Source organism: Arthrobacter zhaoguopingii (assembly GCF_009828595.1).
GTDB lineage: Bacteria > Actinomycetota > Actinomycetes > Actinomycetales > Micrococcaceae > Arthrobacter_D > Arthrobacter_D zhaoguopingii.
This window is the reverse complement of record NZ_WPNY01000013.1, coordinates 19,609-43,549: the sequence shown is the minus strand read 5'-3', so window position 1 is coordinate 43,549 and position 23,941 is coordinate 19,609. Positions and strand designations below refer to the sequence as shown.

The following is a 23,941-nucleotide window of genomic DNA, read 5'->3' as shown; positions in this document are numbered from 1 at the left end:
CTTGGGGGTGGAGATGGTAGACGCTTGTAGAGCCGTGGTGCTGGTCTGCCGGCAATGGTGAACCGGGTTAGCTGCACTTCCGGTGAAGGCAGTCGATGCTTTCGGTCGCCCGCCTACACCGGAAGCGCATGATCAGACTAGGGTTTGACGTTGAACTCGCTGATGACTGCAACACGATTGAACGCGTTGATGGCGATGACGATCCACTGGACGGCGGCGATCTGATCGTTGCTGAGGACCATTTGCTCGCGCTCATGCTCGTATGGTGAGCCGGCGGTGGCTATGAGCGTGGTCTTCTCTGTCAGTGAGAGGGCAGCGCGTTCCTCGGGCGTGAAGTACTCGGTTTCCCTCCATGCGCTGAGGACCGCGAGTCGATCGGGGGTTTCGCCCTGCTCTCTCGCCTGCTTGCTGTGCATACGGAGGCAGAAGGCGCATCCGTTAATTTGAGACGCCCTGATTTTCACGAGCTCGGCCACGCCAGGACTCAGTCCGGCGCGCTCGGCGAACTCCTCGCTTTCCTGACTAAGAACCAGCAGAGCGTCATAAACGCTTGGTGCCAGAGAGTTGATTCTGTTGGGGTGAGTCATGACGTGACCTCTTTCGGACGCGATAGCTGATGATGATGCAGGAACCCTGACAAAAGGGGTGGACTACTTACCTTCGGGGACCGGCTCCTTCAGCCAGTTCTCGAAGCGGGTAGTGAACAAGGTGGCGTCAGGTCCTGGTACCAGCGTGGTGTCGCTCAGTTCCATGCCGAAGTAGAGCGCGTGTGGGTCGGCAACGACGGTGCGAGAGTCGCCGCGTGCAGCCAGTCCCTGGCGGATCAGATCATCGAGCGTGAACTCCTCCGGGCCGGCGATCTCGTGGATCGCGTTGAGAGGTTCCCCCACGCTGGTGCGTGCGACTGCTGTGGCAACGTCTTCCGCCGCTATGGGCTGGATAGAAACGGGGGCCAGGTGAACCTCGTCGCCCACAGTTGCGGCCTGTGCGATGCTCTTCACAAACTCGAAGAACTGCGTCGCATGAACGATGGAAAAAGGAATTGGGCCTTCCGTGATGAGTTTTTCCTGAGCTATCTTCGCTCGAAAGTACCCACTGGCAGCCATTCGCTCCGTACCCACGACGGACAGGGCGACATGGTGGCGAACTCCAGCGCTGGCTTCTGCCGCGAGGAGATTCCTCGTTGAGGTTGTGAAGAAGTTCAGAACGGCTTCATCTTCGAACGAGGGAGAGTTCGAAACATCGATGACAACTTCTGCTCCTTGGAGAACTTCAGCCAGACCCTCTCCGGTAAGCGTGTTCACACCGGTATTCGGTGAGGCCGAAATTGCTTCGTGTCCGTGTTCGGTGAGCTTCGTAATGAGCTTCGACCCGATCAGGCCGCTACCCCCGATAACAACAATTTTCATTTTTACCCTTTCATTGGCCGATCTGGAGATGGTGCTTTGCGCCATCCCAGTGCCTGCGATGGCAGAGATCGAGTTCGGTACAGGTATGACAGGACATCGCTCAGATTTGTGACAATGCCCCTACAGCTGCGTCTTCGTACGCTTAGGATCGGGGCGACGGTGCTGCTAGAACCAGACGCTGCGCCCATCAGTGTTCGAGAAGCTTTTGCTTTGATACGGGTACGGGCGTTGGCTGACCGGGCTTCTTCGAGGAAGCCTGCGTGCCGTCCGACCGGCCTCGGGGCGTTCCGCTGCGCGCCTCGTGCAAGGCGCCTGGAGCGGCAGGTGTCCCCGCCACGTCGCAATGCATCGGGTGCACCCTCTCGGGACCGGCTTGATCACGAGTGGCGGCGGGGTTCCGGATGGTGGCCGCGGCGAGGATGCCGCCGAGCACCAGCACCACGGCACCGATCATGCAGGCCGAGGCGAACCCTGCCGAAAACACCGGCGGGTCGCTGTAGGCGTCACCGGTGAGCCCGACGGCGGCCGGGAGGACGGAGATGGCCACGAGGCCCGCCGCGCGGGCCACGGCATTGTTCACCCCTGACGCCAGGCCGGCCTGATGGTCGGGCACCGCGGTCAGGGCCGCCGACGTAAGCGGGGCCACGAGTAGCGAGAGGCCCAACCCCAACAGGACCACAGGCGGCAGCACGTCCAGGATGTAGGAGGCCCCAGGCCCGATTCGCAGCATGAGGACCAGCGCCACCGCACACAACAGTGGCCCCACGGTCATGGGTATCCTCGGCCCGATCCGCGCACCGAGCGCTCCCGCACGGGGGGACAGGACGAGCATGAGGGCCGTTATCGGCAGCATCGAGGTCCCGGCCCCGACCGGGCTGAAGCCCGACACGACCTGGAGGTGGAGGACGAGCAGGAAGAAGATGCTGCCGAAGACGGCGTAGATGAGGAAGGTGACGGCGTTAGCGGCACTGAACTGACGATTGGCGAAGATCCGCAGCGGGAGCATCGGATGCGCCGTGCGCCACTCCACGACCAGGAATGCCACGGCAGCGAGGATGCCCAGGACGGCACTCGCCAGGACGGGCGGCGAGCCAAAGCCCCGGGTTGGCGCCTCGATAAACGCGTAGGTGGTGCCCGCGAGGGCCAGGGCGCCGAAGACGGCTCCGGCGATATCGAGCCGACCCGTCGCGGCGTCGTCGCGGCTTTCCGGGACATGCCGTACGGCGATCCAGACCACGACGGCGGCAAGGGGCACGTTTATGAGGAACACCCAACGCCAGGAGACGCTCTCCACGAGCCAGCCACCGAGGAAGGGACCGATCGCGGTCGCAACACCACCGAGGCCCGACCAGGCGCCGATGGCCCGCGCGCGGTCCTCACCCGAGAACCCAGCCTGAATGATGGCGAGGCTCCCCGGCGTGAGCAGCGCCCCACCCACACCCTGAAGGGCCCGCGCCGCGATAAGCAGGCCGGCGTCCGGAGCGAGCCCGCACAGCAGCGATGCGACAGCGAACCAGATGACCCCGACCACGAAGACGCGCTTCCGCCCGAACATGTCCCCGAGGGAGCCTCCCATCAGGATGAAGGAGGCGAGCGTCAGGGTGTAGCCGGTCACCATCCACTGCAGTGCGGCGAAGTCCTCGCCGAGGTCCGATCCGATGGTAGGCAGGGCGACGTTCACCACCGTGGCGTCGATCCCCGCGATGCTGGAGCCCAGTACCGTGGCCAGCAGGATCCACCGTCCGGACGCCGTGCCCATCCTGATCTCGCTCACGATCTACCCGCCCATCGACCCCGCAGCACCCCGCTGCGCCCCACCGGTTGCGGGCGCAGATGCCCGTCTGGCCATAGCGCTGCCGCTTCCATGTGCTTCATGCGTTTCAACGAAATCTCTCCTTTTGAGCGTCGGTGGCCGTGCGTCAGAGGTTAGGCAGAGCCGTTACAGATTCGACAACCGAGACCGACTAGTTGTGACAGTCAGGGGTAAGGAGGTCTTCGAGTGCACCTAAATTGCCTGTGCGCGCCGCGTTGAGGAAGGCGGTGAGCAAGCTTTGCTGTTCGGTGGAACCGGTGGAACCGGTAGAGCTCAGGCGTTCGGGTGTGAGGTGCTTGCGAGCCCGGCTGACCAGTTGGCGCGCGTTGGCTTCTTTTAGGTTGAGGATTTGCGCGATCTGCCCGTACGGGTAATCGAAAGCCTCCCTTAATATATAGGCGGCACGCTCTGTCGGTGAGAGCTCCTCCAACATGAGCAGCACCGCAAATCCGAGTGACTCCGTCTGTTCCGCTCCGAGGGCGGGATCGCAGGTGGTGTCTACGGGTTCCGGGAGCCAGGGTCCGATGTACGTTTCCCTGCGTAACCGTGCAGAGGCGGCAACATTGATGGCCAGCCGTGTCGCGGTCGTCGCCAGGAACGCTGGTGGATGGCGCACTACTGCCCGGTCGGTGGACTGCCAGCGGATCCAGGTGTCTTGAACGACGTCTTCGGCCTCGGCGGCGCTTCCAAGCATCCTGTACGCAATGCCAAAGAGCCGCGGGCGCACCGCCTCGAAGGTCACTGTTGCGCGCTCGAGATCCTGCGAATTGGCGCTGTCCTTAATTTCCATGTCTCGATCTCTCGCATAGACGGGGTTTGCTATCTGGTCATCAGGGCCCAACCAGTACGGGTATCTGCGTGCCGCCAGGCACCGTCCGCGTGGTGAGGGGTAGTGGCCGGATGCGGGTGTGGACTGATGTGCACGCCTGCCGCGCGCTGAAGCGGATTAGCGTTCAGTGCTGTATCCAGGGATATGCAGTTCCAAACGCGTCCCTTCTTTGGGCCAGGTTCTCCACGGCATCGATTGGCATCGGGAGCGGCTAAATCCGCCGGTCGATGAAGGGGGACCAGACTGAAAGGCAAGTGCGCTCCGTGTAGTGGGACACACCTGGTCTGGATGCCTACGGTGGCTCCTATTCACGCTGACTGTCGTGCTGCCGCGGGGGAGGGCCGAGGATTACCTCGGCACCAGGGCATGGTCGGCGTGAAGCGCAGCTCTCCGAATTCATCCGCAGGCCGCGAGCACCTGCTCGCGTATCTGCCGGCGATCAGAGATCGGCAAAATGGGAGGTGACATCTTCATGATCTTCCTTGGCAAGCCCTTGGAGTAAGTGACTGATCGCGGGCGTTCGCTCGCGAGGGGGATCTTTCACATCTGGCCCCGCACTAAGGTGCTTGACCTGTGCAGCCAGCCTGACCGGCTGCCGTTAACGGTCCCGAAATCTGGGCAGCCCACTATCTGAGGGGCTCGAGGGCGGCGCTAAAATTGAGGCGTATGACAGGCCCTCATGATGCCGAACGTGGCCCTGTGCTCATCGTGCGCAGCAAAATTGAGACGCCGCCTGTGACAGAGCGGCTGATTGCGCGCGCCCGGTTGACGGACAGGATCCTCGGCCTGATGCGTTCACACCGAATTGTGTGCATCACCGCCACAGCGGGGGCCGGCAAGACTACGGCGGCTATCCAGGCTTTGGAAGAGCAGGAACGTCCCGTGGTCTGGATAACGTTGGACAGCACCGACCGCGCCCCCGGGCGGCTGCTGCTGTATCTCGAGTCGGCGTTTGCGAACGAAGCACCACACCTGCGCGGCCTTGTAACCAACGTGCTCGCCGCGGGGCTGGGGCACGAGGAGGCTACGGGTTTGCTGGTTGAAGCAGTGGCCGGTGAACCCCTCGTGCTTGTCTTGGACGGACTTGAGCAACTCGCGGGCGCTGAAGAGTCCATTTCTCTTGTCCGGGCCATCGCACGCTACGCACCGCGCACGCTGAAGGTTCTGCTCCTGAGCCGCCTGGACGTGCCACTCGATGTCGGCTCCGACGTAGGCGTAGATCAGGTAGCTATCGTTGGAGAGTCTCAGTTGGCCTTCAACACCGACGAAGCGGCCGACGCCCTGGCACAGTACGGGATGCTCGACATTGATCCAGCGCGTGCCGTGGAGTCCACGGGCGGATGGGTTACCGGGATATTGTTCGAGGCGTGGCGCGCGCGTGAGCACGTAGTGGGGACCGGCGGTGAGGCGGATCCGCTCCATGGTTACTTGGCTTCTCAGATCCTTGCCCGCCTTACGGCCGAGGAACGAGATTTTCTCATCACCACGTCGATGCTTGAAGAGGTGACGGCCGCTCGGGCAGAAAAGCTCGGTGAGGTCGGGGCTGGTGAACGACTGAAGGGGCTATACGCACAACATCTGCCTGTCTCCTGGAGAGCCGGGTCCGCCAGCATGCGTTGCCACCCACGATTCCGTGAGTACCTCCTGACCCTCTTGAGACGTCGCGACGGCGAAGACCTCCGAAGCCTGCGCCTGGTCTTCGCCGACTTGATGCGCGCGGAGGGAAACTTCGAGGAATGCGTGGAGCAGCTGCTGCTAGCCGGCGCGTTGGACGACGCGGTAGAGCCCGCAGGACGCGCCATCATCGGTGTTATTGCACGGCTCGACTACCCCGTTGCGAAAAAGTGGCTTCGAATCCTCGCCTCAGCAAAAGACAGTCAAACCTCGGAGCTGGCGGTAGGGGAACTCATGCTCGCCATCGCCGACGATGACTACGCCCGGGGTTGCTCGGTAGCCGACAGACTTGAATCGGCAGGTGCCCGCAAGCAGCTAGCCGCCACCTCTCCCACCGGTGCAAGCATCATGGCGTGGTGCTACTGGCACTTGGGGCGGGTCGATGAGATGAAGGCCGTCCTCACTTCCGCACCACGAAGCCCCGAAGTAGACGCGGCGTCATACCTGTTGTCGCTATCCGCGCTGAAGCCCGAGCCTGCCGGCCTTACTGTTCCGCGCCTAACCGGAGGACCCCTCGACGCCCTCATAATGCGGACCCACTACGTACGGGGGAGGCTCCGCGAAGCTAACCAACAAAACCCTTCGCCCTGGGCCGCCGCCGTTTCCACTCCGTGGAAGGCCGCGACCCTCAGGGCAACTGGCCACTTGGAACAGGCCCTGAACCTGTACCGGTCATACAGCCCAGAAGCCCGATCTCAGGCCTGGATGCACGGGGTCGCGGGTCCAGAGATCATGGTCGATCTCGCCGACGAGGCAGAAGCCCGCCGGATTCTTGCCCACGGCAGGGACCTGATCAAGGCCAGCGGGTCGTTAGTCATGGAGTGGCTCAACCTGCTGGTTGAGGTGAAGCTCGAACTTCGGGTCAGTCACAATGTCAACGCCGCGGGCGAGATCCTTGATCGGGTAGAGAACTCGGGCGGACGTTCCTACGCCTTCATTGGGGAATCGGTGGACACGGCGTGGGGACTGTTGTTCCTCATGTCCGCATCGGATGAAGGCCGTGCCGCTCAAGTCCTTCAGCGTGCTGTTGACAGCATGCAAGAAGGGCACCGCATTCTTGAATTGCCTGCTGCCGCAGCCTACCTGGCTGAAGCCGAGTGGCGGCGGGGCCATGAAGCAGAATCAGACGCCGCATCCGATCTGGCACTTGCAGCAGCCGCCGAACAGGGCTCCAACCACCAACTGCTCCTCGCGCTGTCCGACTTCCAGGGCGTCGTCTCACGCCGCTTGGATGCCGAAAGCGGCGTTGATTCGCGCTGGCACGAGTTGGGTCGAGCCTTACGCAAACGCGGCGTTCCCGTCGACCGGCAGGCGCGCCCGGTCATCTCCCTCTCTGAGTTCGGCTCCCTGCGCATCCTCGTTGAGGGAGAAGAGTCGAGGCCTCGCCTGGCAAGAAGCGCGACACTCCTCGCCTATTTAGCAACGGTCCCCGGTTACCGCGCCACACGCGAGGAACTGTTGGAGGCCCTGTTTGACGGCCGCATGGATGAGTCATCGCGGGCGTACCTGCGGCAGATCACTCACAGACTAAGGGAAGTGTTACCCGCGGGGACCGGCCCGTCATTCTCCGCGGACCTGCTCGCCTTCCACATTCCAGTAATCATCGACAGTGAATCTGCCCAGTTCCTATCGCTCTTATCTGAAGCCGCCAGACTCACCGGATCAGAAAAGCTTGAGACTCTCTTACGAGCACTTTCCATTATCGATCGCGGTGAATATCTGCCTAATGTGGACTTTCCGTGGGCGCGGCAGCGACGCGAATACCTCGAGGATCAGGTTGTTCAAGCCCGCCTACAGGCAGGGCTGTTGGCGTTCGACCAGGAACACTACGAGCAGGCGGCCTCCCTGGCCGAGCAAGTCGTGGCCCGGGACCCTTTCAAGGAGGGCGCGTGGCGGCTGTTGATGCACACCGCTAGCGCTTTGGGCGACAACGATCAGATCACCACCTACTTCAAGCGTTGCGCAGCGGCCTTGAACGAGCTTGAAGTATTGCCATCAGATTCCACCCGGTTGCTTTTCGAACGGCTGCGGCGTTAACCCGCCGAAGGAGACAGCAGCTTCGCGTGGCCCAGCAGTCGGGTGGCTTAAGTGCATCCGCCTGTTGACCCGAGCGTCGACCGGTCCATCGACGCCCCCTTATGAGGTCGCTTGTTTTCCTGCATCACACGTCACTCATTCGGCAGTTACCCGGTCGAAGTACGTAGGAGCTACACAGCTCCCCGGTCCGCCGCGGGGTAAGAGCGGGAACACCGGGTTTCCGGCGACCTTCGGGTCTGCGCCAAGCAGAAAACGGCTGGTCCCACCCGCCACCGACACCGCCCCGGGCCCCGGATTTGGAGCTCGGGGCAGTCTGTGTCCCCGAAATAAGCCATCGAGGTGCTAGCGCCCGAGGCATTCGCAATGCGCTCGGTTGATCCTTACATGCCACCCGCGGCGTCGATGTCGACGTGGGTTTTTCAACGCCACCAGTTCCGAGGGGCAACTGGCAGGGGCGCATGCCCTCCCGGCGAGGGCTAGCACCCACTATGGGGACGACAGAGGCACTTTCCCGGGGTGCACAATTACCGGGATTCCTTGGAAATCTTTTTCATGGCGAGGATTGCATCGGCAAATGCCTGAGGTTGCTCGGCTGGGAGATTGTGGCCCGCCTGGGGCACCTGCCGGTGCTCCCGAAAACCAATGAAATGGCGCGCCTGCGCGGACCCGTCCGTGGCGGGAAAGTTGCCGTCGGCGAGCCCGTCGAGTGTGATCGTTGGGACGGAGATCTCAGGCTGCTGGCTTAAACGACGTTCGATGCTCTCGAACTGAGGGGCTCCCGGCGCGTACCCGAGCCGGTGGCGGTATGAGTGGATGACTATATCGACGTAATCGGGGTTGTCGAAGGCTTGCGCAGACCGGTCCAACTCGTCGGGGCTGAACGCCCAGGCGGGGGAGTTGCGCTTCCAGATCACTTCCGCAATCTCGCGGCGATGCTTGCGGAGACCAACTCGACCCCGCTCGGTAGCAAAGTACCAGAAGTACCAGAAGCCCGCCTCGAGCTCGGGTTCGAGCGGCAGCTGCGATGCGGCGATGTCCTGGACGAGGTACCCGTTGACCGATACCAGTCCTGCCACTTTATCGGGCCAGAGGGCCGCCACTGCGCATGCGGCCCGCCCACCCCAGTCGTAGCCAGCCAAGATAGGGCTGCCGAGGTTGAGCGTGCTGATGAACGCGGAGAGATCCGCGGCGAGGGCCGCTTGCTGACCGGACTTCTCCACCTGCTTGCTCAGAAAGCGTGTTGGTCCGTGGCCACGCAGGTAAGGAACGAGCACACGCAGGCCCTCATCAGTGAGCCGAGGTATGACGTCGGTATAACTGTGGATGTCGTACGGGAAACCGTGCAGAAGAACGACGGGTGTGGCGGTCGGATCGCCGGCGTCAACATATGCAACGGACAACTCACCGGCGTCGATCGTGCGAGTCGAGTGAACGGGCAAAGGCATCGTAAGCTCCGCGTTAGAGAGTGAGAACGGTTAGAGAGTGAAAACGGTGAAGCTAAGCGACACGGCAGGTGCCACGCTCCCTGGAGGAGCGAGGCACCCACCGGTGGTTCACGCACTAACGGATTGGCCGAGGATGTAAGCTTTGCCTGCTTCCGCAATCACTGCTGCGACGGCGTCAGGCTGCGAGACTGACAGTGCGTGCGAAGCGCCAGTAATCTCGTGGGTGCCCTGTGAGGCTGCGCGCTCTGCCCCGGCGCGGTGAACCGTGACCGGGATGTTGAGGTCCTGGTCACCGAATACATGCCAGGAAGGAATGTCCTTCCAAGCCGGTCGGTCTGTCGGCAGCCCCTCAGAGAGCGCGGCCTCAGTGACGGGGCGTTGAGTCGCCGCCATCAGCGCAGCCTCGGCCGCTGGGACGTCGGCTGCGAACTGGTGATGGTACAGCTCCTGCCGGATCGCGAACTCGTTGCCGCCGGTAGCAACCGGGTACGCGGCGAGAGCGCTGCCGAGTGAGCTACCCGGCTCGCTGGTCGATAGCTGAAGTGCGCTCTGACCCGTCTCCGGAACAAAAGCAGCGACGTACACGAGTCCGACGACTGCATCGTTACGGGCTGCTGCCTCCGTGATGACGAGCCCTCCGTAGGAGTGACCGACGAGGACGACGGGACCCCCGACGGAGGCGATGACGTCGCGCACGTATGCGGCGTCGCCGGCGAGACTACGCAGCGGGTTCGCAGCCGCGACAGCGGTGACTCCGTGTTCCTGCAGCCGGGCGATCACATCGTTCCAGGATGCAGATTCCGCGAACGCTCCGTGTACGAGCACGATAGTTGGCTTCTGGTTAGTCATGTGCTTGGTTCCAATCAGTTCTTGGTGTGGGTGGGGGGGGGTTAGTGGTTAGCGAATGTCTTGCGCAACACGGAGATGGCCTGTTCCACAGCGGCAGTGCTGGCTGCGGTAGATCGAAGGGGGTTGAGCATCATGAAATCGTGGAGCGCGGCGTTGTAGCGCACGGTCGTGGTGCGGACGCCGGCTTCAATGAGCCTGCGGCCATATGCCTCGCCCTCGTCGCGGAGGACGTCATTTTCATCGACGATGAGGAAGGCCTCAGGCAGCCCGACGAGCTCCTCACGGGTCGCTTGGAGCGGCGAGACTGTTGACTGCTTGCGAAGGTTCGCGTCGGGCACGTAGCAGTCCCAAAACCATGCCATTGCTTTCGCCGTAAGGTGGGGCCCGTCGGCGAACTCGCGGTAGCTTTCGGTGTCCTGACCGGCATCCGTCACCGGGTAGAACAGCGACTGGTGGATGAAAGTCACGTCGCCGCGTTTTTTTGCCAGAATGGCGAGCACAGCGGCCATGTCGCCACCGACAGAGTCGCCGGCGACAGCGAGCCGCTTGGCATCGAGCCCCTTGGCATGACCGTGACCTGTAATCCACTGGGCGGTGGCGTAGGCCTGCTCAATGGCGACCGGGTACTGGGCTTCCGGGCTCCGATCATACTCAACGAACACCACAGCAGCGTGGGCGCCGACGGCAAGCTCGCGCACCAAGCGGTCGTGGGTTCCAGCGTTGCCCAGGACCCACCCACCACCATGCACGTAGAGAAGAACCGGCAACACGCCAGCACTGCCCTGCGGCCTGACGATGCGAACCCGCACATCACCAACCGCAGCCGCGACGTCAATCCATTCCTCATCAACGTCGAGCAAAGCGATTGGCGCTGATTGCACATCGTCGAGGAGAGTGCGCGCTCCCTCAACTCCAAGGTCTGCCAGACGGGGCGGCTTCGCGGTAGCGTCAGCGAATGCCTGCGCTTCCGGCTCCAGCACGTGGTGGGACATAGTGGACTTCCTTCCTTCGGAACTGGTCACTGGCACATCGCGGTGACTAAGAGCTAGGACCAAGCGGTCTCCATTTCTGTGACAAGACCGCAGATTGGCGCCTCAGGTGGAAGCGATTCGAGCCGAGGGAGACACCCATGCATGTGTTGCGCATGGAGGGCCCCCAAACCAGTAGCGGACGGCTTCGTCACGGACTCGGGGGCAACCGGTCAAGCCTCATGAGGCGGCGGATCTAAGTGGCCTGGACGATGTCTTCGGCCGCCGCGAAGGTAGGAGGGCCCTGCGGGCAATGTCGGCCCGGGTTCGCGCTTTGCCGCATGCCTGCGACGGTGGCATGGACGGCCGAGACTGCTCGTTGCCTGTCTTCGACGGCTGCGCGACTGCCCTGTCCTGCCGGTGCGGCCGGTCTTCTCAGTTGTGCACGAGCTTCACGTCGGCACCGACTCCCTCGGCTTCGGCCGCTGCAAGCACCACCGGCAGGAGGCCGGGAAGCCGGGATTCCAATTCGGCTGTGCGGAGCCGGACGAAACAGCGGGTGCCCTCACGCCTCGTGGTGGTCACTCCAGCTTCGCGCAGCAATTTCAGATGATAGCTCAAGGTCGACTTGGCCACCGGGGCGCGCAGGTCACCCCAGGACCGCTCGACGCCATCGGCCAGTATGCGCACCAGGCCTGCGCGGGTTGGATCGCTCAACGCGGCCAGTACACGCGTAAGGGTGATGTCGTCGGCCTGGTGCATCTGTCGATGGTAACCCGCATCCGGTGATAGTGTCGTTCGATGATCAACGAACATCGAACAAATATTTCAGGATTGACCGTCATTGTGACTGGCGCCGGATCGGGCATCGGCAGGGCCACCACCCAGGCCTTGGGCTCAGCCGGGGCGAACGTCCTTGCCGTCGGCCGCCGACTCGAGGCTCTGACCGACACCGCAGAGGGATACCCAACTGTCGTACCGTTCGCGGCGGACATCCGCGGAGGAACCGCGGCACCGGAGATCGTTCACGCGGCTGTTGAGCGGTGGGGCGGACTTGATGCCCTGATCAACAATGCCGGGGTTTTTGCGGCCATGCCCCTGGCGGAGGTGACCTCTGAGCGCATCGACGACCTTTTCATCACCAATGTTGCAGCGCCGAGCCTGCTCGCCCGCGCAGCGCTGCCGCACTTGGTGCAAGCCCAAGGCACGATTGTCAATGTCTCGAGCACCTTCGGTCATGTTCCGGCTCCGGGCGCCGGACATTACGGGGCAACAAAGGCAGCAATTGAACAGCTCACCCGCAGTTGGGCGCTGGAGCTTGCCCCGCACCGGGTCCGGGTTAATGCCGTGGCTCCGGGGCCGACCGAGAGCGACGCTCTGGCGTCCGCAGGACTTTCCGATGAGCTGATCTCCCAGGTCAAGGACGAGGAAGCCGCACGCGTACCGTTGGGCCGGCGGGGCAATGCCGTTGAAGTCGCGGAGTGGATTCTGCGGTTTGTCGATCCGAGTGCATCGTGGGTAACGGGCCAGGTGATGGCTGTCGATGGAGGGCTCGCACTAACGTAAAGCTTCACCCAGGGCAGAAAGCGAGCCCTCGGCCCGGCAGTCTGACGCCTGACAGGCTCTCAAAGCTCTAGTGCTTGATTGTGAACCGGCTGGCGATGGACCCCCGGTTGTAAATGTTGATGGCGATGGTGCTCCACTGAACGGCTGCAGCCCGTTCATCACCTAGGACCCGCAGTTCCTCGCTGACCTCACAGGGGGCAGGGGAGGTCGGGGCGGTCAGCGTGGTCTTTTCAACGAGGGACAGCGCTGCCCGCTCCTCAGGGGTGAAGTAATCAGGGTCCCGCCAGGAGCTGATCACCTGAAGGGCGGGGAAATCAGGCTGCCTTGTCGTCCGTTCTTCCGGCGCGTTGCTCGTCCTCCTGATGTTCTGGGGCGCAAGGCTCTTTCACTGGGCCGCCCGCCAAATCCGCGGGCGTGACCGGATGAAGCCGATATTCGAAGAACCAATGCGAGAGACTGGTCCGCCGGCGGCCGACCCGCGATACCGGCCGGTCGGTTGCCCCGATCGGCGACGTGGCTGCGGCCGGGTCAAAATCGAGCAGCCTCCACCGGTCAAAGCGGTCGAGGGGCTGGTGAACCTCGATGAACTCACCATGCGGCAAACGCACAATCCGCCCGGTTTCGACACCGTGTAGAACCACCTCGCGATCCTTGCGCTGCAGCGCGAGGCAGATTCGACGGGTCACGGCGAAAGCGACGAACGGCCCCAGGAGCGTCATGAACCTGAAGAAATAAATGACTGATTCCAGTGACAGAGACAGCTGAAGCGCCGCCACGTCGGCGCTTCCTGCACCCCACAGGCCGCCGACAAACGTCATCCCTGCGACGCCGATGGCCGTCCTCGTCGGATTGTTCCGTGGCCGCTCAAGCAGGTGATGCTGGCGTACGTCATTGGTGAGCCATCCCTCCAGGAACGGATAGGCGAGCACCACCGCGAAAAAGAGTCCGACCACAGCGATGGGGACAAGCATTGCCAGCGGCCAGGTGCCCCCCAGCCACTGCAATTCCCATCCGGGAGGGATCAGCCGCAACGCGCCGTCAATGAATCCGAAGCACCAATCAGGCTGGGCGCCTGCTGTTGCATTTCCGGGGTCGGCGGGTCCGTAGAGCCACACCGGATTGATGGTCATCGTTGCCGCAGTCAGCACGGTGAGGCCTGCCACAGTGAGGAGGAACCCTCCACTTTTCGTCGCCCGCGTCGGCAGGAGGGGTTCGCCGACCACGTTACTATTCGTCCGCCCAGGAGCCGGAAACTGCGTGTGCTTGTGCACGAAGGTCAGAAGCAACTGCGCTGCACCGAGCCCGGCAGCGAGCAGGGGAAGAATCACCACGTGGAGGGTATAGAGGCGGCCGATGATCACCTCCCCGGGAAAAGCACCGCCGAAGGCGAAGGACGACAGCGCCGACCCAATGAACGGGACGGACTTCACAGTGCCGTCGAGTATGGCCAGGCTGAGCCCAGAAAGCATGTCATCGGGCAGGGTGTAGCCGGTCAGGCCCAATCCGAGCCCCGTGATGAACGTCAGCACGAGCATCACCCAGGCGGTGCGGCGGGGCCTGCGGAAAGCGCCTGTGAAGAAACTGCGCAGCATGTGGAGGACCAGCCCCGCCATAAACAGGAGGGCCGACCAATGATGCACCTGACGCATCAGGAGCCCGCCCCGAACCTCGAAAGTGAGGTGGAGCGTGGAGTCCAGGGCCCCGGACATTTGGGCGCCCTTCAAGGGCGCGTACGGGCCGGTATATCGAACCGTCTGCATCGAGGGTTCGAAGAAGAACATCAAAAACACGCCGCTGATGGTCAGGACGAGAAATGAATAGACCGCCAGTTCTGCGAACATGAAGGACCAATGGGCCGGCGCCGCCTTCCATCCCGCACGCCCGGCGATTGCTTGGCGGAGCGGGGACTTGAACCTGGGGCTGAGGCGTAGAGTCAGCTGCTGCGGCCATGCAATCCGATGATTCATGAAAGGGCCGTCCCTTCTCTGGTGTCGCAAAAAAGACCAGATGCCCCGGCTTTCTGTGACAGCGCAGGGACCGCAGCAGGTTGTCGAAAAGGCGCAACCCACCGAAAGGCAGGCGATGTCTCCTTCTACGGCTGGTCCGCTGTGGTCTGCGGTGCAACCCGGCGGGCCGCATGGGGGAGGACGGCCCCTGATACTGCAGGCCCCGGGTTTGTCGGCGGCCAGAGACAGGCCCACCCTTCGACCACACGAAGCCTGGCCGCTGTCTGCAACATCCCACATTTTCAGGGCGTACACGCGGGCGGTGCCCCGTTGACGCGCCCCGTTGACGCACCCCGGCCGGCGAACCGGACCGGAGAACCTTCGTCCCATCAGACCTGTGGCAGCCAGCAGCCGTTGAGCGGAAGGGCCGCCGCCCCTGCCCGCGGGTCCGTCAGCCAACCAGTGCACTTTCCGCCGGATCGCCTACAGGCCAGCCATCCCCGGAGAGGTGTCATTTCACCGAGCAGTCACCGGCAGGGCGCCAACCACCTCAGCCGGCGGCTCGTCGTCAGCCGTGAGGACCACGGCATACTTGAAGTAACTCCGTCTCAGCGGCAGCTTAGTGTCCGCCGCCCGCCGAAAGGGGCGGACCTTGCTTCAGGTCGTCGTTCTGCGGACCGCCGGGCTAGAACACCGGCGGGCGCGACGGACGGAACACCCACGCCGGGCCGTCACACATCCGCCGTGCATCCTGTCTCACCTTAAGACCCCGCCGCCAAAACATTCCCAGAACAGAACTCATACCAGACGTGACCGGAAGACCGGTCGAAGGAGCAGCCATGAACAACCCCGAGCGACGCCTCTCCACTTCCGTGCTCGTCATCGGCGCGGGCGGGTCAGGGCTGCGCGCAGCCATCGAGCTCGCCGAAAGCGGAACGGACGTCCTGGTCGTTGGTAAACGGGCGAAGTCCGATGCCCATACCTCGCTTGCAGCCGGAGGCATCAATGCGGCCTTGAGCACTATGGACCCCGAGGACAGCTGGCAGCAGCACGCCGCCGACACACTCAAGGAAAGCTATCTGCTTGCCAACCCTCACACCGTTCAAATCGTGACAGAGGGAGCCCGACGCGGAATCGAGGATTTGGAGCGCTACGGCATGCCTTTCGAGCGCGAGGGCGACGGACGCATCTCACAGCGGTTTTTCGGAGCCCACAAATTCCGACGCACAGCCTTCGCGGGAGACTACACCGGCCTTGAAATCCAGCGCACCCTGATCAGCCGGGCCACGCAACTCGAGATCCCCATCCTCGATACCGTCTACGTCACCCGCCTTCTCGTGCATGACAATGCGGTTTTCGGCGCCTACGGTTTTGACCTTCACAACGGAACCCAGTACCTCATCCACGCCGACGCTGTGATCCTAGCGGCCGGAGGCCACAACCGAATCTGGCGGCGCACCTCGTCCAGACGTGATGAAAACACAGGCGACTCGTTCCGCCTCGCCGTCGAAGCCGGCGGGCGCCTGCGCGATCCTGAACTCGTTCAGTTCCATCCCTCCGGAATCATCGAGCCCGAAAACGCGGCCGGGACGCTGATCAGCGAAGCCGCCCGTGGGGAGGGCGGGATTCTGCGCAATGCTTTGGGTGAGCGGTTCATGGCACGGTACGACCCGGAGCGGATGGAGCTCTCCACCAGGGACCGTGTGGCCCTTGCCTGCTACACCGAGATCAAGGAAGGACGGGGCACTCCCAACGGGGGCGTATGGCTTGATGTCTCCCATCTGCCCCGGGAAACGATCATGGCCAGGCTGCCCCGGGTCTACCAGACAATGCTCGAACTGCAGATGCTCGACATCACAAGGGACCCAATCGAAATCGCCCCTACCGCCCACTACTCCATGGGCGGCGTGTGGGTCCGCCCCGACGACCATGGGACCGATGTCGATGGTCTCTATGCCATCGGAGAGGCCTCCAGCGGGCTGCACGGAGCGAACAGGCTCGGCGGCAATTCGCTGATCGAACTGTTGGTCTTCGGGCGCATCGTAGGCCAGGCCGCAGCGGCCTACTCCTCGGAGTTGACCGCCCACCTTCGCTCAGCCAGTTCGATCACCCAGGCGCGCACTGAAATCGCCGCACTATTGGCCGCCGACGGGCCGGAAAACGTGCGCGCCCTGCAGCGCGCCATCCGGGACACGATGACAGCCCACGCGGGAGTTGTGCGGGACGAGGAGGGACTTCGCGCCGGGATTGCCGAGCTCGACCTCATTGAAGCCAGGATGGAAAACATCGGTGTTCATCCTGACATTGCGGGCTATCAGGATCTGGCCCACGCGTTCGATCTCAAATCGGCAGCACTGGCCGCGCGCGCGACCCTTGAGGCCGCGCTCGAGCGCCGGGAAACCCGTGGCGCCCATAACCGCAGCGATTTTCCGGATATCGACCCCGCACTCCAGGTCAACCTCGTCTGGTCGCCCCAAGGCGGTATCGCTCACGAGGAGATTCCACCGATCCCTGCAGACATCGTTGCCCTCATGGAAGAGGTGTCCGTGGACGGCAAGCTCGTGGAGTAACCGGGCGATCCGTCCTGCCGCGTTCAGGCAGGACGGATCGTTGGTCAGAGAGCTTGAGCCAGCTGGTTCCGTGTGCCTCCCACCGAGGCTCAGCGGTCCACTCCTGGAGGGACGTTCGTCAGGTCACTCTTGCCGACGATGCCACCGGCCGGGAACGCGCCAGCAAGGCGAGGCGGTCACCCTCGTCCAGGTCGACGAATACAGCGGCAGCGTTCTCGCCCCACCCGGACCGGCTGCGCGTGCCAGGAATGGGGACGACGCCCTGAGGGAGGATCCAAGCCAGGGCCACCTAGGAAACGCTGGCACCCTTGTCCATGGCGATGCCCAATTCGCTTCACCAGGCGCCGGGTGGCGGTAAATGCATCAGGCTGGAACCGCGGCCATCCGAGGCGGACATCCTACGATGCGGGCCCACTTAGGTCCTAGACTCCGCCGGTATCGGCACCTTGGGTCGACCCGGGGCAGGTAGTAGAGATCGGTCACATCGGTACCCCATGGCCAAGCGACCGCTCCACGGCTCGGCGGATATACTCCGGCGAGCCATTGCAGCCGTAGCCCGTCCCCCCGTCGGTAGTCTCCCCTGACACCTTCGTCGCGCTACTTCCTTCCGGCGGTTCCCCAGTGCGCTGGGAATAAAGCTCTCATTCCCAAACAACCCGAACCATCTGGCCGTGTCGATCCCTTCTGGTCGACTGGCCCACAGTCTGCGCTCATCGCCATTGCACCAGGGACTGGCTCCACTGGCCAAGCCACGACTGAAAGCGAAGGGGAAGGATGGTCGCTGCCTCCCCGGGCAACAGGGTCCTCTCATCCAGGGCCGCCCCGAAGAAGCGGGCGTGGGGGTCAGTGAGAACCCGGCGTGAATCCTTGCTCTGGCGGAGCCGGCGTCGAATCAGGTCGTCAAGACGGAACTGCTCGGGGCCGGCGACCTCGATCAGGCCGTTCAACGGAGCCCCAGCCGCCACCTGGGCTACCGCCTCCGCTGCATCCTCTGCGGCGACAGGCTGAATCAGGACCGGCGCGAGCCGCACGCTGCTGCCCTCCGTCGCCGCCCGGGCAATGGTCCCGACGAATTCGTAGAACTGGGTCGAATGCACTACGGAGAAGGGAGTCGGGGACTGCCGGATAAGGTTCTCCTGTGCCATCTTGGCCCGGAAATAACCGCTCTCCGCCAGACGCTCCGTGCCCACCGGAGACAGCGTCACGTGGTGGGATACACCCGCCACGGCCTCCGCCGACAGGAGGTTGCCCGTGGAACGGGTGAAAAACTCCAGGGTCGCCGCATCATGAAATGACGGGGAGTTGGAGGCATCCACGACGGCCTGGGCCCCATCCAGGGCCTCCGCAAGGCCACGGCGGGTAAGAGTGTCGACTCCCGTCCGTGGGGAAGCGACCACAGCATCGTGCCCGTGCTCCGCCAGTTTGTCTACGACTTCCGAGCCAATCATTCCGGTGCCGCCAATGACAACGATTCTCACAGCCGACCTCTCCTCAAGTCCCGGCCGTCGGTATCCACGGTGATAAGGCCATGGACAGGACAGCTTCCGATACAGATATAGACAGCACCGCACTCCGCTTTGTGACAACCGGTGAGCGCAGGGAGCCGTGCCCTACGCCTTCCTCCGCTCCACGCAGTTCTTCGAATTCGTGCACGACCTCGTGGGCTGGAACACCGATGTTCAAGGCACCGTAAGGCTCCCCTCGAAGCAGATACAATTCGTCGCTGTCGATGATGTCGTCACGGCGCTTACCGGCATCACTACGTCCACAGGCGTGCGCCGCCTCGTCGAGATAGGCGGCACCGACGTCTTCACCATCGACGAGGCTGAAGCTGCGGATGTCGGGGCGTCCGGTGGCATGGAAGTGTGCAGTTGCGTGCCGTGACGGCGAATCGTCGCAGCAGCCGATATCTCCGCACCGGACGCATCGACGGAGGTGGATCCACCAACCGTCGTCACGCAGGCATTCGACCATCGCCTGTGGCGGCGGCATACGAGCTGGTGTCCGCAGAATGGTTTCATGGTGTCTCGTGTCCTGAAACACACCGGGCGTCTTGCATCGAGCGGGGCATCGTGTCGGCGCCGCCGGCGGAAGGTGCGCTCATGCCCGGCTGCCTGCAGACGGCGTGAGACCCGAGCCGACCAGATGTGTGAGGTCGACCAGGCGATTGGAGAAGCCCCACTCGTTGTCATACCAGGCGACAATTTTGACTTGGTCGCCGATGGCTTTGGTGAGCCCTGCATCGAAGATGGATGATGAGGGGTTCCCGACGATATCGGAAGAGACGATGGGGTCTTCCGTGTAGGTGAGATAAGCCTTCATTGGCCCCTCTGCCGCCGCTTTGAAGGCGGCGTTGATCTCCTCTTCGGATGCTTCCCGGCTCAGGGTTGCTGTCAGATCGGTGGCGGAGCCGACGGGTACCGGTACCCGCATTGCGTATCCGTCGATCTTTCCGTTGAGTTCTGGCATGACGACGCCGATGGCTCGTGCTGCTCCCGTGGAGTTTGGCACGATGTTGATGGCTGCGGCGCGGGCCCGGCGGAGGTCTTTGTGGGGTCCGTCGTGGAGGTTCTGGTCTGCGGTGTATGCGTGGATTGTGGTCATGAGTGCACGTTCGATCCCGAATGCCTCATGAAGAACCTTGGCAATGGTTCCTACGGAGTTCGTCGTGCATGAAGCGTTGGAGATGATGTGGTGCTTTCCGGGCTCGTACTGGTCGTCGTTCACCCCCAGCAGGAGCGTGATGTCCTCGCCCGTGGCCGGCGCGGAGATAATGACCTTTTTCGCTCCTGCCGCCAGGTGCCGTGCGGTGTCAGAACCCTTGGTGAAGAACCCCGTGGACTCGATGACGACGTCAACCTTCAGCGCCGCCCAGGGCAGATCGGCGGGATTCTTCTGCCTGAACACCTGGATCGCGTGGCCGCCGACAATCAGGCGAGCCTCCTCGTGCGTGATGGGTTCGGAGAGTTTGCCGCCGACGGAGTCGTAGCGCAGCAGGTGGGCAAGAGTTTCAGGGTCTGCGAGGTCGTTGACGGCTACTACCTCGAAAGATGCGTTCTGTTGGAGAGCTGCCCGGAGGAAGCTGCGGCCTATACGACCGAAGCCATTGATGGCGACGCGCACTGTCATGATGCTTTCCTTGCGGTTGATGGGATAGGTGGTTTCCCCGGGTGCCCGCGTGGTGCGGCGGGCCGGGCCTGTACCGCGCGTATCTGCTACGCGGTGCCGCGGATGAAGTCCGGTGATCGGCGTATCTCGTAGTGGTCCTTCCGTGTCAGGGGTTTGATTCGCCCGGCGACGGGCGGTCCAGGCATAGGTCAGAAAGGCATGCCGGTTGTGGCACGCGAAAGACCGGGGTGCCGCCGGCGCCGGCGACAGGAAATCGTGTCATCGGCGCCGGTGGAGGGGTGGCCGCGGTCAGGCCTTCCGGGTAGGGAGAACTACGCCCGGTAGCGGCTATTTTCCCTGGGGCACGGGCTCCTTGAGCCATTCCTCGAACCGGGTGGTGAACAGGGTGGCGTCCGGCCCTGGCACGAGGGTGGTGTCGGCCAGTTCCATGCCGAAGTACGGGGCGTGGGGGTCGGCCACCACGATGCGGGAATCGCCGCGTGCGGCCAGCCCCTGGCGGATCAATTCGTCGAGCTTGAATTCCTCGGGCCCGGCGATCTCGTGGGTGCCATTGAGGGGTTCACCGACGCTGGTACACCCGACGGCTGTTGCGACGTCCTCGGCTGCCATGGGCCGGATGGAGACCGGGGCCAGGTGGACCTCGTCGCCGACGGTTGCGGCCTGGGCGATGCTCTTCACGAATTCGAAGAACTGCGTTGCATGGACGATGGAGTAGGGGACCGGGCCTTCCTTGATGAGCTTTTCCTGGGCGATCTTCGCCCGGAAGTACCCGCTGGCGGCCATTCGCTCGGTGCCGACGACAGACAGCGCAACGTGGTGGCGGACTCCGGCACGGACTTCCGCTGCCAGGAGATTGCTGGTTGAGGTCTCAAAGAAGTTCAGGACGGCTTCATCTTCGAAGGACGGCGAATTTGACACGTCAATGACAACCTGTGCACCCTCGAGGACCTCGGCCAGTCCTTCTCCGGTGAGCGTGTCCACTCCGGTGTTGGGTGAGGCCGAGACCGCTTCGTGTCCGTGTTCGGTGAGCTTCGTGACGAGCTTCGAGCCGATCAGGCCGCTGCCGCCGATAACAACAATTTTCATTCTTGGTCCTTTCATCGTCCGATCTGGGTGCAGCGCTTCGCGCTGTCCGTTCACCCCGAAGGGTGGAATCGGATCCGGTACAGGTATGACAAGGGGTCTCTGGCTTTTGTGACACCGTTCTGCCCGGATGGCTCTGACGGGAAGCAGAAGGAGTCCTTGATGGAGCTCCTAGCTTCGGCTGTGGCCGGGCTACCAACGACGACCGGGATCCGGTAGTGGGTGTGACAGCCGGGCGGCCGGTCTCACGTGATAGACGCTGCGGAGGTAGGGGCTTGCAGCACGTGTCACGTTTGGTGTTCCTGTCTTGTCCTTGTTAACGGGAGGGAATCCCGATCGAGGACTGTTGTCGTTGGGAGTGGTATGTCGGGGTATGGATCAGGCAGCACCGAAGGTCGACGTCATCGGATGCCGGACGGGTCAGACGATTCCGGAGGGCACGGACTGCGGGCAGGCGATGAAGCCCGCGAAAAATCCGGGGAGTTCCTGCCAGCCGGGGGTTCAGGGAGTTTGGATGAAGCTGAGGCGGTCTTCGCACTCCACCGGGGCCGGCTCTTCGGGATTGCTTATCGGATGCTCGGAAGCGCATCGGATGCTGAGGATATCGTCCAGGACGTATGGGTGCGGTGGCAGACCTGTGACCGGTCAGAGGTGCGGGAACCGGGGGCGTTCCTTGCGACGATATCGACGCGGCTTGCGATCAACGTGTCCCAGTCGGCGCATTCCCGACGTGAAACGTACATCGGTCCGTGGCTTCCTGAACCCGTGAACACGGAGTCCGACCCCGCACTGGGTGCCGAACGAGGTGAGGCGCTCGGCTTCGCAATCCTGCTGCTGCTGGAGAAGTTGACTCCGACGGAACGAGCCGCCTACATTCTCCGCGAAGCGTTCGATTATCCCTACCGGCAGATCGCGCAGATTGTGCTGATGAAGGAACCCGCCGTCCGGCAGCTCGTGTCCCGGGCGCGCAAGCGTCTTGTCTCGGAGCGGCATGTGCCGGTCGCGCCCACCGAGCAAAAGCGCCTTCTGACGGCGTTCCTGCGTGCGGCTCAATACGGTGATGTCACTGCGCTCGAGGACCTTTTCGCGCAGGATGTGGTGAGCTACTCCGACGGCAACGGCGTGAAACTGGCCGCCCGAATTCCTGTGAAGGGCCGAGCCCGCGTCGCTCGGTTCATCGCGTCCTTCTCCTCCCACTTCTGGAATGGCAAGTCCGTCGGATGGGTCGAGCTCAATGGTCAACCGTCAGCCGTTCTGATGGAGGACGGGCAGGCGACAACGGCTCTCGCCATCACTGTAGGTCCAACCGGAATCGCACAGCTGATGTGGATGATGAGCCCCCAAAAGCTGCACCGGATCCATCCTGCGTGAGGTTCACCGCACGCATCTCCCGGACAACCTGAGACGAGAAGCCCTTGCACGATGACGAGCACGACGACAACTGCGCGCCCTATTCACAGGACCTTGAAGGCGAAAGGCAACGGTTAGCTGGCATCGCGTTCCGGATGCTCGGATTGAGTTTCGAGGCGAACCTCGCTGTGGCGGAGGCGTTCGAACGGTGGCTGAACCTTACTTCCGAGGAACGGGCGGATATCGGATCGCCCCAGGAGTGGCTGACCGAAGCGGTTTCCAAAGTGTGTCTTGAGCGTCTGAGTGTTAAGCCATCGCGCCGGGCCGGCTATCGGGGGAACTGGTTGCCCGAGCCAGTGCCCTTCCCACCCCTTGAGGAGCTCTCGTCGGGTCAAAACCCGAAAGACCGCTATACGCTCGACGAATCCGTGAACATGCTGCTCATGGTGGTGCTTGACTCCCTGACCGCTGAGGAGCGGGTCGCTTTCATCCTCCACGATGTTTTTGGGGTTGGTTATAAAGGGATAGCGGATGTCGTCGGACGATCACCTGTAGAGACGCGCCGGCTCGCGAAGTCAGCACGCCTTCACATTCAGGACCGCCGGAAAAACGAGGTGTCGGCAGAACGCCAACGCCAGATGGTCCTCAATCTCCTGAAGGCATGCGAGGCACGGGACGAACATGCCGTGGGGTGCATGCTCCATCCCCTGGTGACGCTTCTGGTCGACAGCGGGGGCAAGTGCGGTGCCGTAGCAGGACCGGTCGAGGGTGCGGAAGCCGCATCCCGCAAGCTGATCCAGATGCTGATAGAGGCTCCGGTAATGACCGTGTCCGCTCGTTCAGTCAATGGTGGATCCGGGCTCATCTTCAGGCATGCCGAACGCGTAATCGGTGTGCTCAGCGTAAATGTGGAAGCCGACAAGATCATCAACATTTGGATTGTCACCAACCCGGACAAGCTGGAGCAGTGGAACACCTCCTAACCTGAAACACTGATTACCCTTGTTGATGTAGCTCCACGGCGTGAGTAGCCAGGGCTGCGGTATGCAGCATCCGGATGACTCTGGTCGTCGCAGCCGTGGTCCCCCGGTGGGGACCGTGTGTTTACGAGCCATGCCGAGCTGGTTCTCACAACGTATTGCCGCCGCTTCACGCCGGCCGGTCTTTGCGGCCCGGCCCGCGACGCTGATGGTGCCCGGTGGGGAGGTGACAACTTATCGGAAGCCTCATTATGTGCCGTAAGACAGTTGATGCCATTGGATGCTCGTGCGCT

19 protein-coding genes and 1 pseudogene are annotated in these 23,941 nt (G+C 63.0%); 6 read left to right on the top strand and 14 right to left on the bottom strand.

Annotated elements, in window-relative coordinates:
- Positions 1-137: 137 nt before the first annotated feature.
- The 4 genes from GVV86_RS15355 to GVV86_RS15340 all read right to left on the bottom strand — a co-directional run bounded on the left by GVV86_RS15355 (position 138) and on the right by GVV86_RS15340 (position 4,012).
- Positions 138-587 carry a carboxymuconolactone decarboxylase family protein gene (locus tag GVV86_RS15355; RefSeq protein ID WP_159803261.1) on the bottom strand — a complete coding sequence of 150 codons (450 nt, stop codon included), beginning with the start codon at positions 585-587 and terminating at the stop codon, positions 138-140.
- A 63-nt stretch (positions 588-650) separates the two neighbouring features.
- The gene (locus GVV86_RS15350) at positions 651-1,454 is read right to left on the bottom strand and encodes an SDR family oxidoreductase (RefSeq protein WP_246670010.1); all 804 of its coding nucleotides are present in this window, start codon (positions 1,452-1,454) and stop codon (positions 651-653) included.
- A 142-nt stretch (positions 1,455-1,596) separates the two neighbouring features.
- Positions 1,597-3,183, bottom strand: a complete 1,587-nt coding sequence (locus tag GVV86_RS15345; protein ID WP_246670009.1) for an MFS transporter — start codon at positions 3,181-3,183, stop codon at positions 1,597-1,599.
- 190 nt (positions 3,184-3,373) lie between these two features.
- On the bottom strand, positions 3,374-4,012 hold the full coding sequence (locus tag GVV86_RS15340) for a sigma-70 family RNA polymerase sigma factor (RefSeq protein WP_159803260.1): 639 nt from the start codon (positions 4,010-4,012) through the stop codon (positions 3,374-3,376).
- Between the two features lie 738 nt (positions 4,013-4,750).
- On the opposite strand from GVV86_RS15340, the gene GVV86_RS15335 reads away from it, so the two are divergent.
- A complete protein-coding gene (locus tag GVV86_RS15335; RefSeq protein WP_246670008.1) occupies positions 4,751-7,762 on the top strand; it encodes an AfsR/SARP family transcriptional regulator in 3,012 nt (1,003 codons plus the stop codon).
- Between the two features lie 524 nt (positions 7,763-8,286).
- Here the strand turns inward: GVV86_RS15335 and GVV86_RS15330 are convergent.
- From GVV86_RS15330 to GVV86_RS15315, 4 genes are all read right to left on the bottom strand, one after another.
- Positions 8,287-9,207, bottom strand: a complete 921-nt coding sequence (locus tag GVV86_RS15330; protein WP_159803258.1) for an alpha/beta fold hydrolase — start codon at positions 9,205-9,207, stop codon at positions 8,287-8,289.
- Positions 9,208-9,315: 108 nt separating this feature from the next.
- Positions 9,316-10,056, bottom strand: coding sequence for an alpha/beta fold hydrolase (locus GVV86_RS15325; protein ID WP_159803257.1), 741 nt, complete (start codon positions 10,054-10,056; stop codon positions 9,316-9,318).
- A gap of 41 nt (positions 10,057-10,097) precedes the next feature.
- The gene (locus GVV86_RS15320) at positions 10,098-11,048 is read right to left on the bottom strand and encodes an alpha/beta hydrolase (RefSeq protein WP_159803256.1); all 951 of its coding nucleotides are present in this window, start codon (positions 11,046-11,048) and stop codon (positions 10,098-10,100) included.
- A 411-nt stretch (positions 11,049-11,459) separates the two neighbouring features.
- Positions 11,460-11,786 (bottom strand): ArsR/SmtB family transcription factor, encoded by a 327-nt coding sequence (locus tag GVV86_RS15315; protein ID WP_159803255.1) that lies wholly within the window; start codon positions 11,784-11,786, stop codon positions 11,460-11,462.
- A 39-nt stretch (positions 11,787-11,825) separates the two neighbouring features.
- Between GVV86_RS15315 and GVV86_RS15310 the strand changes: the two genes are divergently transcribed.
- Positions 11,826-12,590 (top strand): SDR family NAD(P)-dependent oxidoreductase, encoded by a 765-nt coding sequence (locus tag GVV86_RS15310; RefSeq protein WP_159803254.1) that lies wholly within the window; start codon positions 11,826-11,828, stop codon positions 12,588-12,590.
- A 67-nt stretch (positions 12,591-12,657) separates the two neighbouring features.
- Here GVV86_RS15310 and GVV86_RS15305 read toward each other — a convergent pair whose 3' ends face one another.
- Together GVV86_RS15305 and qcrB are read right to left on the bottom strand one after the other, a co-directional pair.
- Positions 12,658-12,888 carry a carboxymuconolactone decarboxylase family protein gene (locus tag GVV86_RS15305; RefSeq protein WP_159803253.1) on the bottom strand — a complete coding sequence of 77 codons (231 nt, stop codon included), beginning with the start codon at positions 12,886-12,888 and terminating at the stop codon, positions 12,658-12,660.
- Positions 12,889-12,904: 16 nt separating this feature from the next.
- Complete coding sequence (gene qcrB, locus GVV86_RS15300) at positions 12,905-14,557, bottom strand: cytochrome bc1 complex cytochrome b subunit (RefSeq protein ID WP_484793016.1); 1,653 nt, start codon at positions 14,555-14,557, stop codon at positions 12,905-12,907.
- Between the two features lie 818 nt (positions 14,558-15,375).
- Here qcrB and GVV86_RS15295 point away from each other — a divergent pair.
- Positions 15,376-17,106 (top strand): L-aspartate oxidase, encoded by a 1,731-nt coding sequence (locus GVV86_RS15295; protein WP_159803251.1) that lies wholly within the window; start codon positions 15,376-15,378, stop codon positions 17,104-17,106.
- A 710-nt stretch (positions 17,107-17,816) separates the two neighbouring features.
- On the opposite strand, the gene GVV86_RS15290 is transcribed toward GVV86_RS15295, so the two are convergent.
- Complete coding sequence (locus tag GVV86_RS15290) at positions 17,817-18,584, bottom strand: SDR family oxidoreductase (RefSeq protein ID WP_159803250.1); 768 nt, start codon at positions 18,582-18,584, stop codon at positions 17,817-17,819.
- Between the two features lie 127 nt (positions 18,585-18,711).
- On the opposite strand from GVV86_RS15290, the gene GVV86_RS15285 reads away from it, so the two are divergent.
- Positions 18,712-18,990, top strand: a complete 279-nt coding sequence (locus GVV86_RS15285; RefSeq protein WP_159803249.1) for an SDR family oxidoreductase — start codon at positions 18,712-18,714, stop codon at positions 18,988-18,990.
- A gap of 12 nt (positions 18,991-19,002) precedes the next feature.
- Here GVV86_RS15285 and GVV86_RS18925 read toward each other — a convergent pair.
- The 3 genes and pseudogenes from GVV86_RS18925 to GVV86_RS15275 form a co-directional block, all read right to left on the bottom strand.
- Positions 19,003-19,080: pseudogene (locus tag GVV86_RS18925) on the bottom strand (UBP-type zinc finger domain-containing protein); the annotation flags it as partial.
- Positions 19,081-19,206: 126 nt separating this feature from the next.
- Positions 19,207-20,235, bottom strand: a complete 1,029-nt coding sequence (gene gap, locus GVV86_RS15280) for a type I glyceraldehyde-3-phosphate dehydrogenase (RefSeq protein WP_159803248.1) — start codon at positions 20,233-20,235, stop codon at positions 19,207-19,209.
- 327 nt (positions 20,236-20,562) lie between these two features.
- Positions 20,563-21,321: an SDR family oxidoreductase gene (locus tag GVV86_RS15275; protein WP_159803247.1), complete on the bottom strand. Its 759-nt coding sequence runs from the start codon at positions 21,319-21,321 to the stop codon at positions 20,563-20,565.
- A 507-nt stretch (positions 21,322-21,828) separates the two neighbouring features.
- Between GVV86_RS15275 and GVV86_RS15270 the strand changes: the two genes are divergently transcribed.
- Together GVV86_RS15270 and GVV86_RS15265 are read left to right on the top strand one after the other, a co-directional pair.
- Positions 21,829-22,689: an RNA polymerase sigma-70 factor gene (locus GVV86_RS15270; protein WP_281406966.1), complete on the top strand. Its 861-nt coding sequence runs from the start codon at positions 21,829-21,831 to the stop codon at positions 22,687-22,689.
- A 44-nt stretch (positions 22,690-22,733) separates the two neighbouring features.
- Positions 22,734-23,651, top strand: a complete 918-nt coding sequence (locus GVV86_RS15265; RefSeq protein ID WP_159803246.1) for a sigma factor-like helix-turn-helix DNA-binding protein — start codon at positions 22,734-22,736, stop codon at positions 23,649-23,651.
- The last annotated feature ends 290 nt before the right edge of the window (positions 23,652-23,941 follow it).

Coding starts and splice junctions, on each gene's coding strand:
- GVV86_RS15340 (WP_159803260.1), bottom strand. CDS start 4,012: ATGGAAATTAAGGACAGCGCCAATTCGCAGGATCTCGAGCGCGCAACA.
- GVV86_RS15320 (WP_159803256.1), bottom strand. CDS start 11,048: ATGTCCCACCACGTGCTGGAGCCGGAAGCGCAGGCATTCGCTGACGCT.
- GVV86_RS15355 (WP_159803261.1), bottom strand. CDS start 587: ATGACTCACCCCAACAGAATCAACTCTCTGGCACCAAGCGTTTATGAC.
- GVV86_RS15325 (WP_159803257.1), bottom strand. CDS start 10,056: ATGACTAACCAGAAGCCAACTATCGTGCTCGTACACGGAGCGTTCGCG.
- GVV86_RS15310 (WP_159803254.1), top strand. CDS start 11,826: ATGATCAACGAACATCGAACAAATATTTCAGGATTGACCGTCATTGTG.
- GVV86_RS15350 (WP_246670010.1), bottom strand. CDS start 1,454: ATGGCGCAAAGCACCATCTCCAGATCGGCCAATGAAAGGGTAAAAATG.
- GVV86_RS15315 (WP_159803255.1), bottom strand. CDS start 11,786: ATGCACCAGGCCGACGACATCACCCTTACGCGTGTACTGGCCGCGTTG.
- qcrB (WP_484793016.1), bottom strand. CDS start 14,557: ATGAATCATCGGATTGCATGGCCGCAGCAGCTGACTCTACGCCTCAGC.
- GVV86_RS15275 (WP_159803247.1), bottom strand. CDS start 21,321: ATGAAAATTGTTGTTATCGGCGGCAGCGGCCTGATCGGCTCGAAGCTC.
- GVV86_RS15295 (WP_159803251.1), top strand. CDS start 15,376: ATGAACAACCCCGAGCGACGCCTCTCCACTTCCGTGCTCGTCATCGGC.
- GVV86_RS15330 (WP_159803258.1), bottom strand. CDS start 9,207: ATGCCTTTGCCCGTTCACTCGACTCGCACGATCGACGCCGGTGAGTTG.
- gap (WP_159803248.1), bottom strand. CDS start 20,235: ATGACAGTGCGCGTCGCCATCAATGGCTTCGGTCGTATAGGCCGCAGC.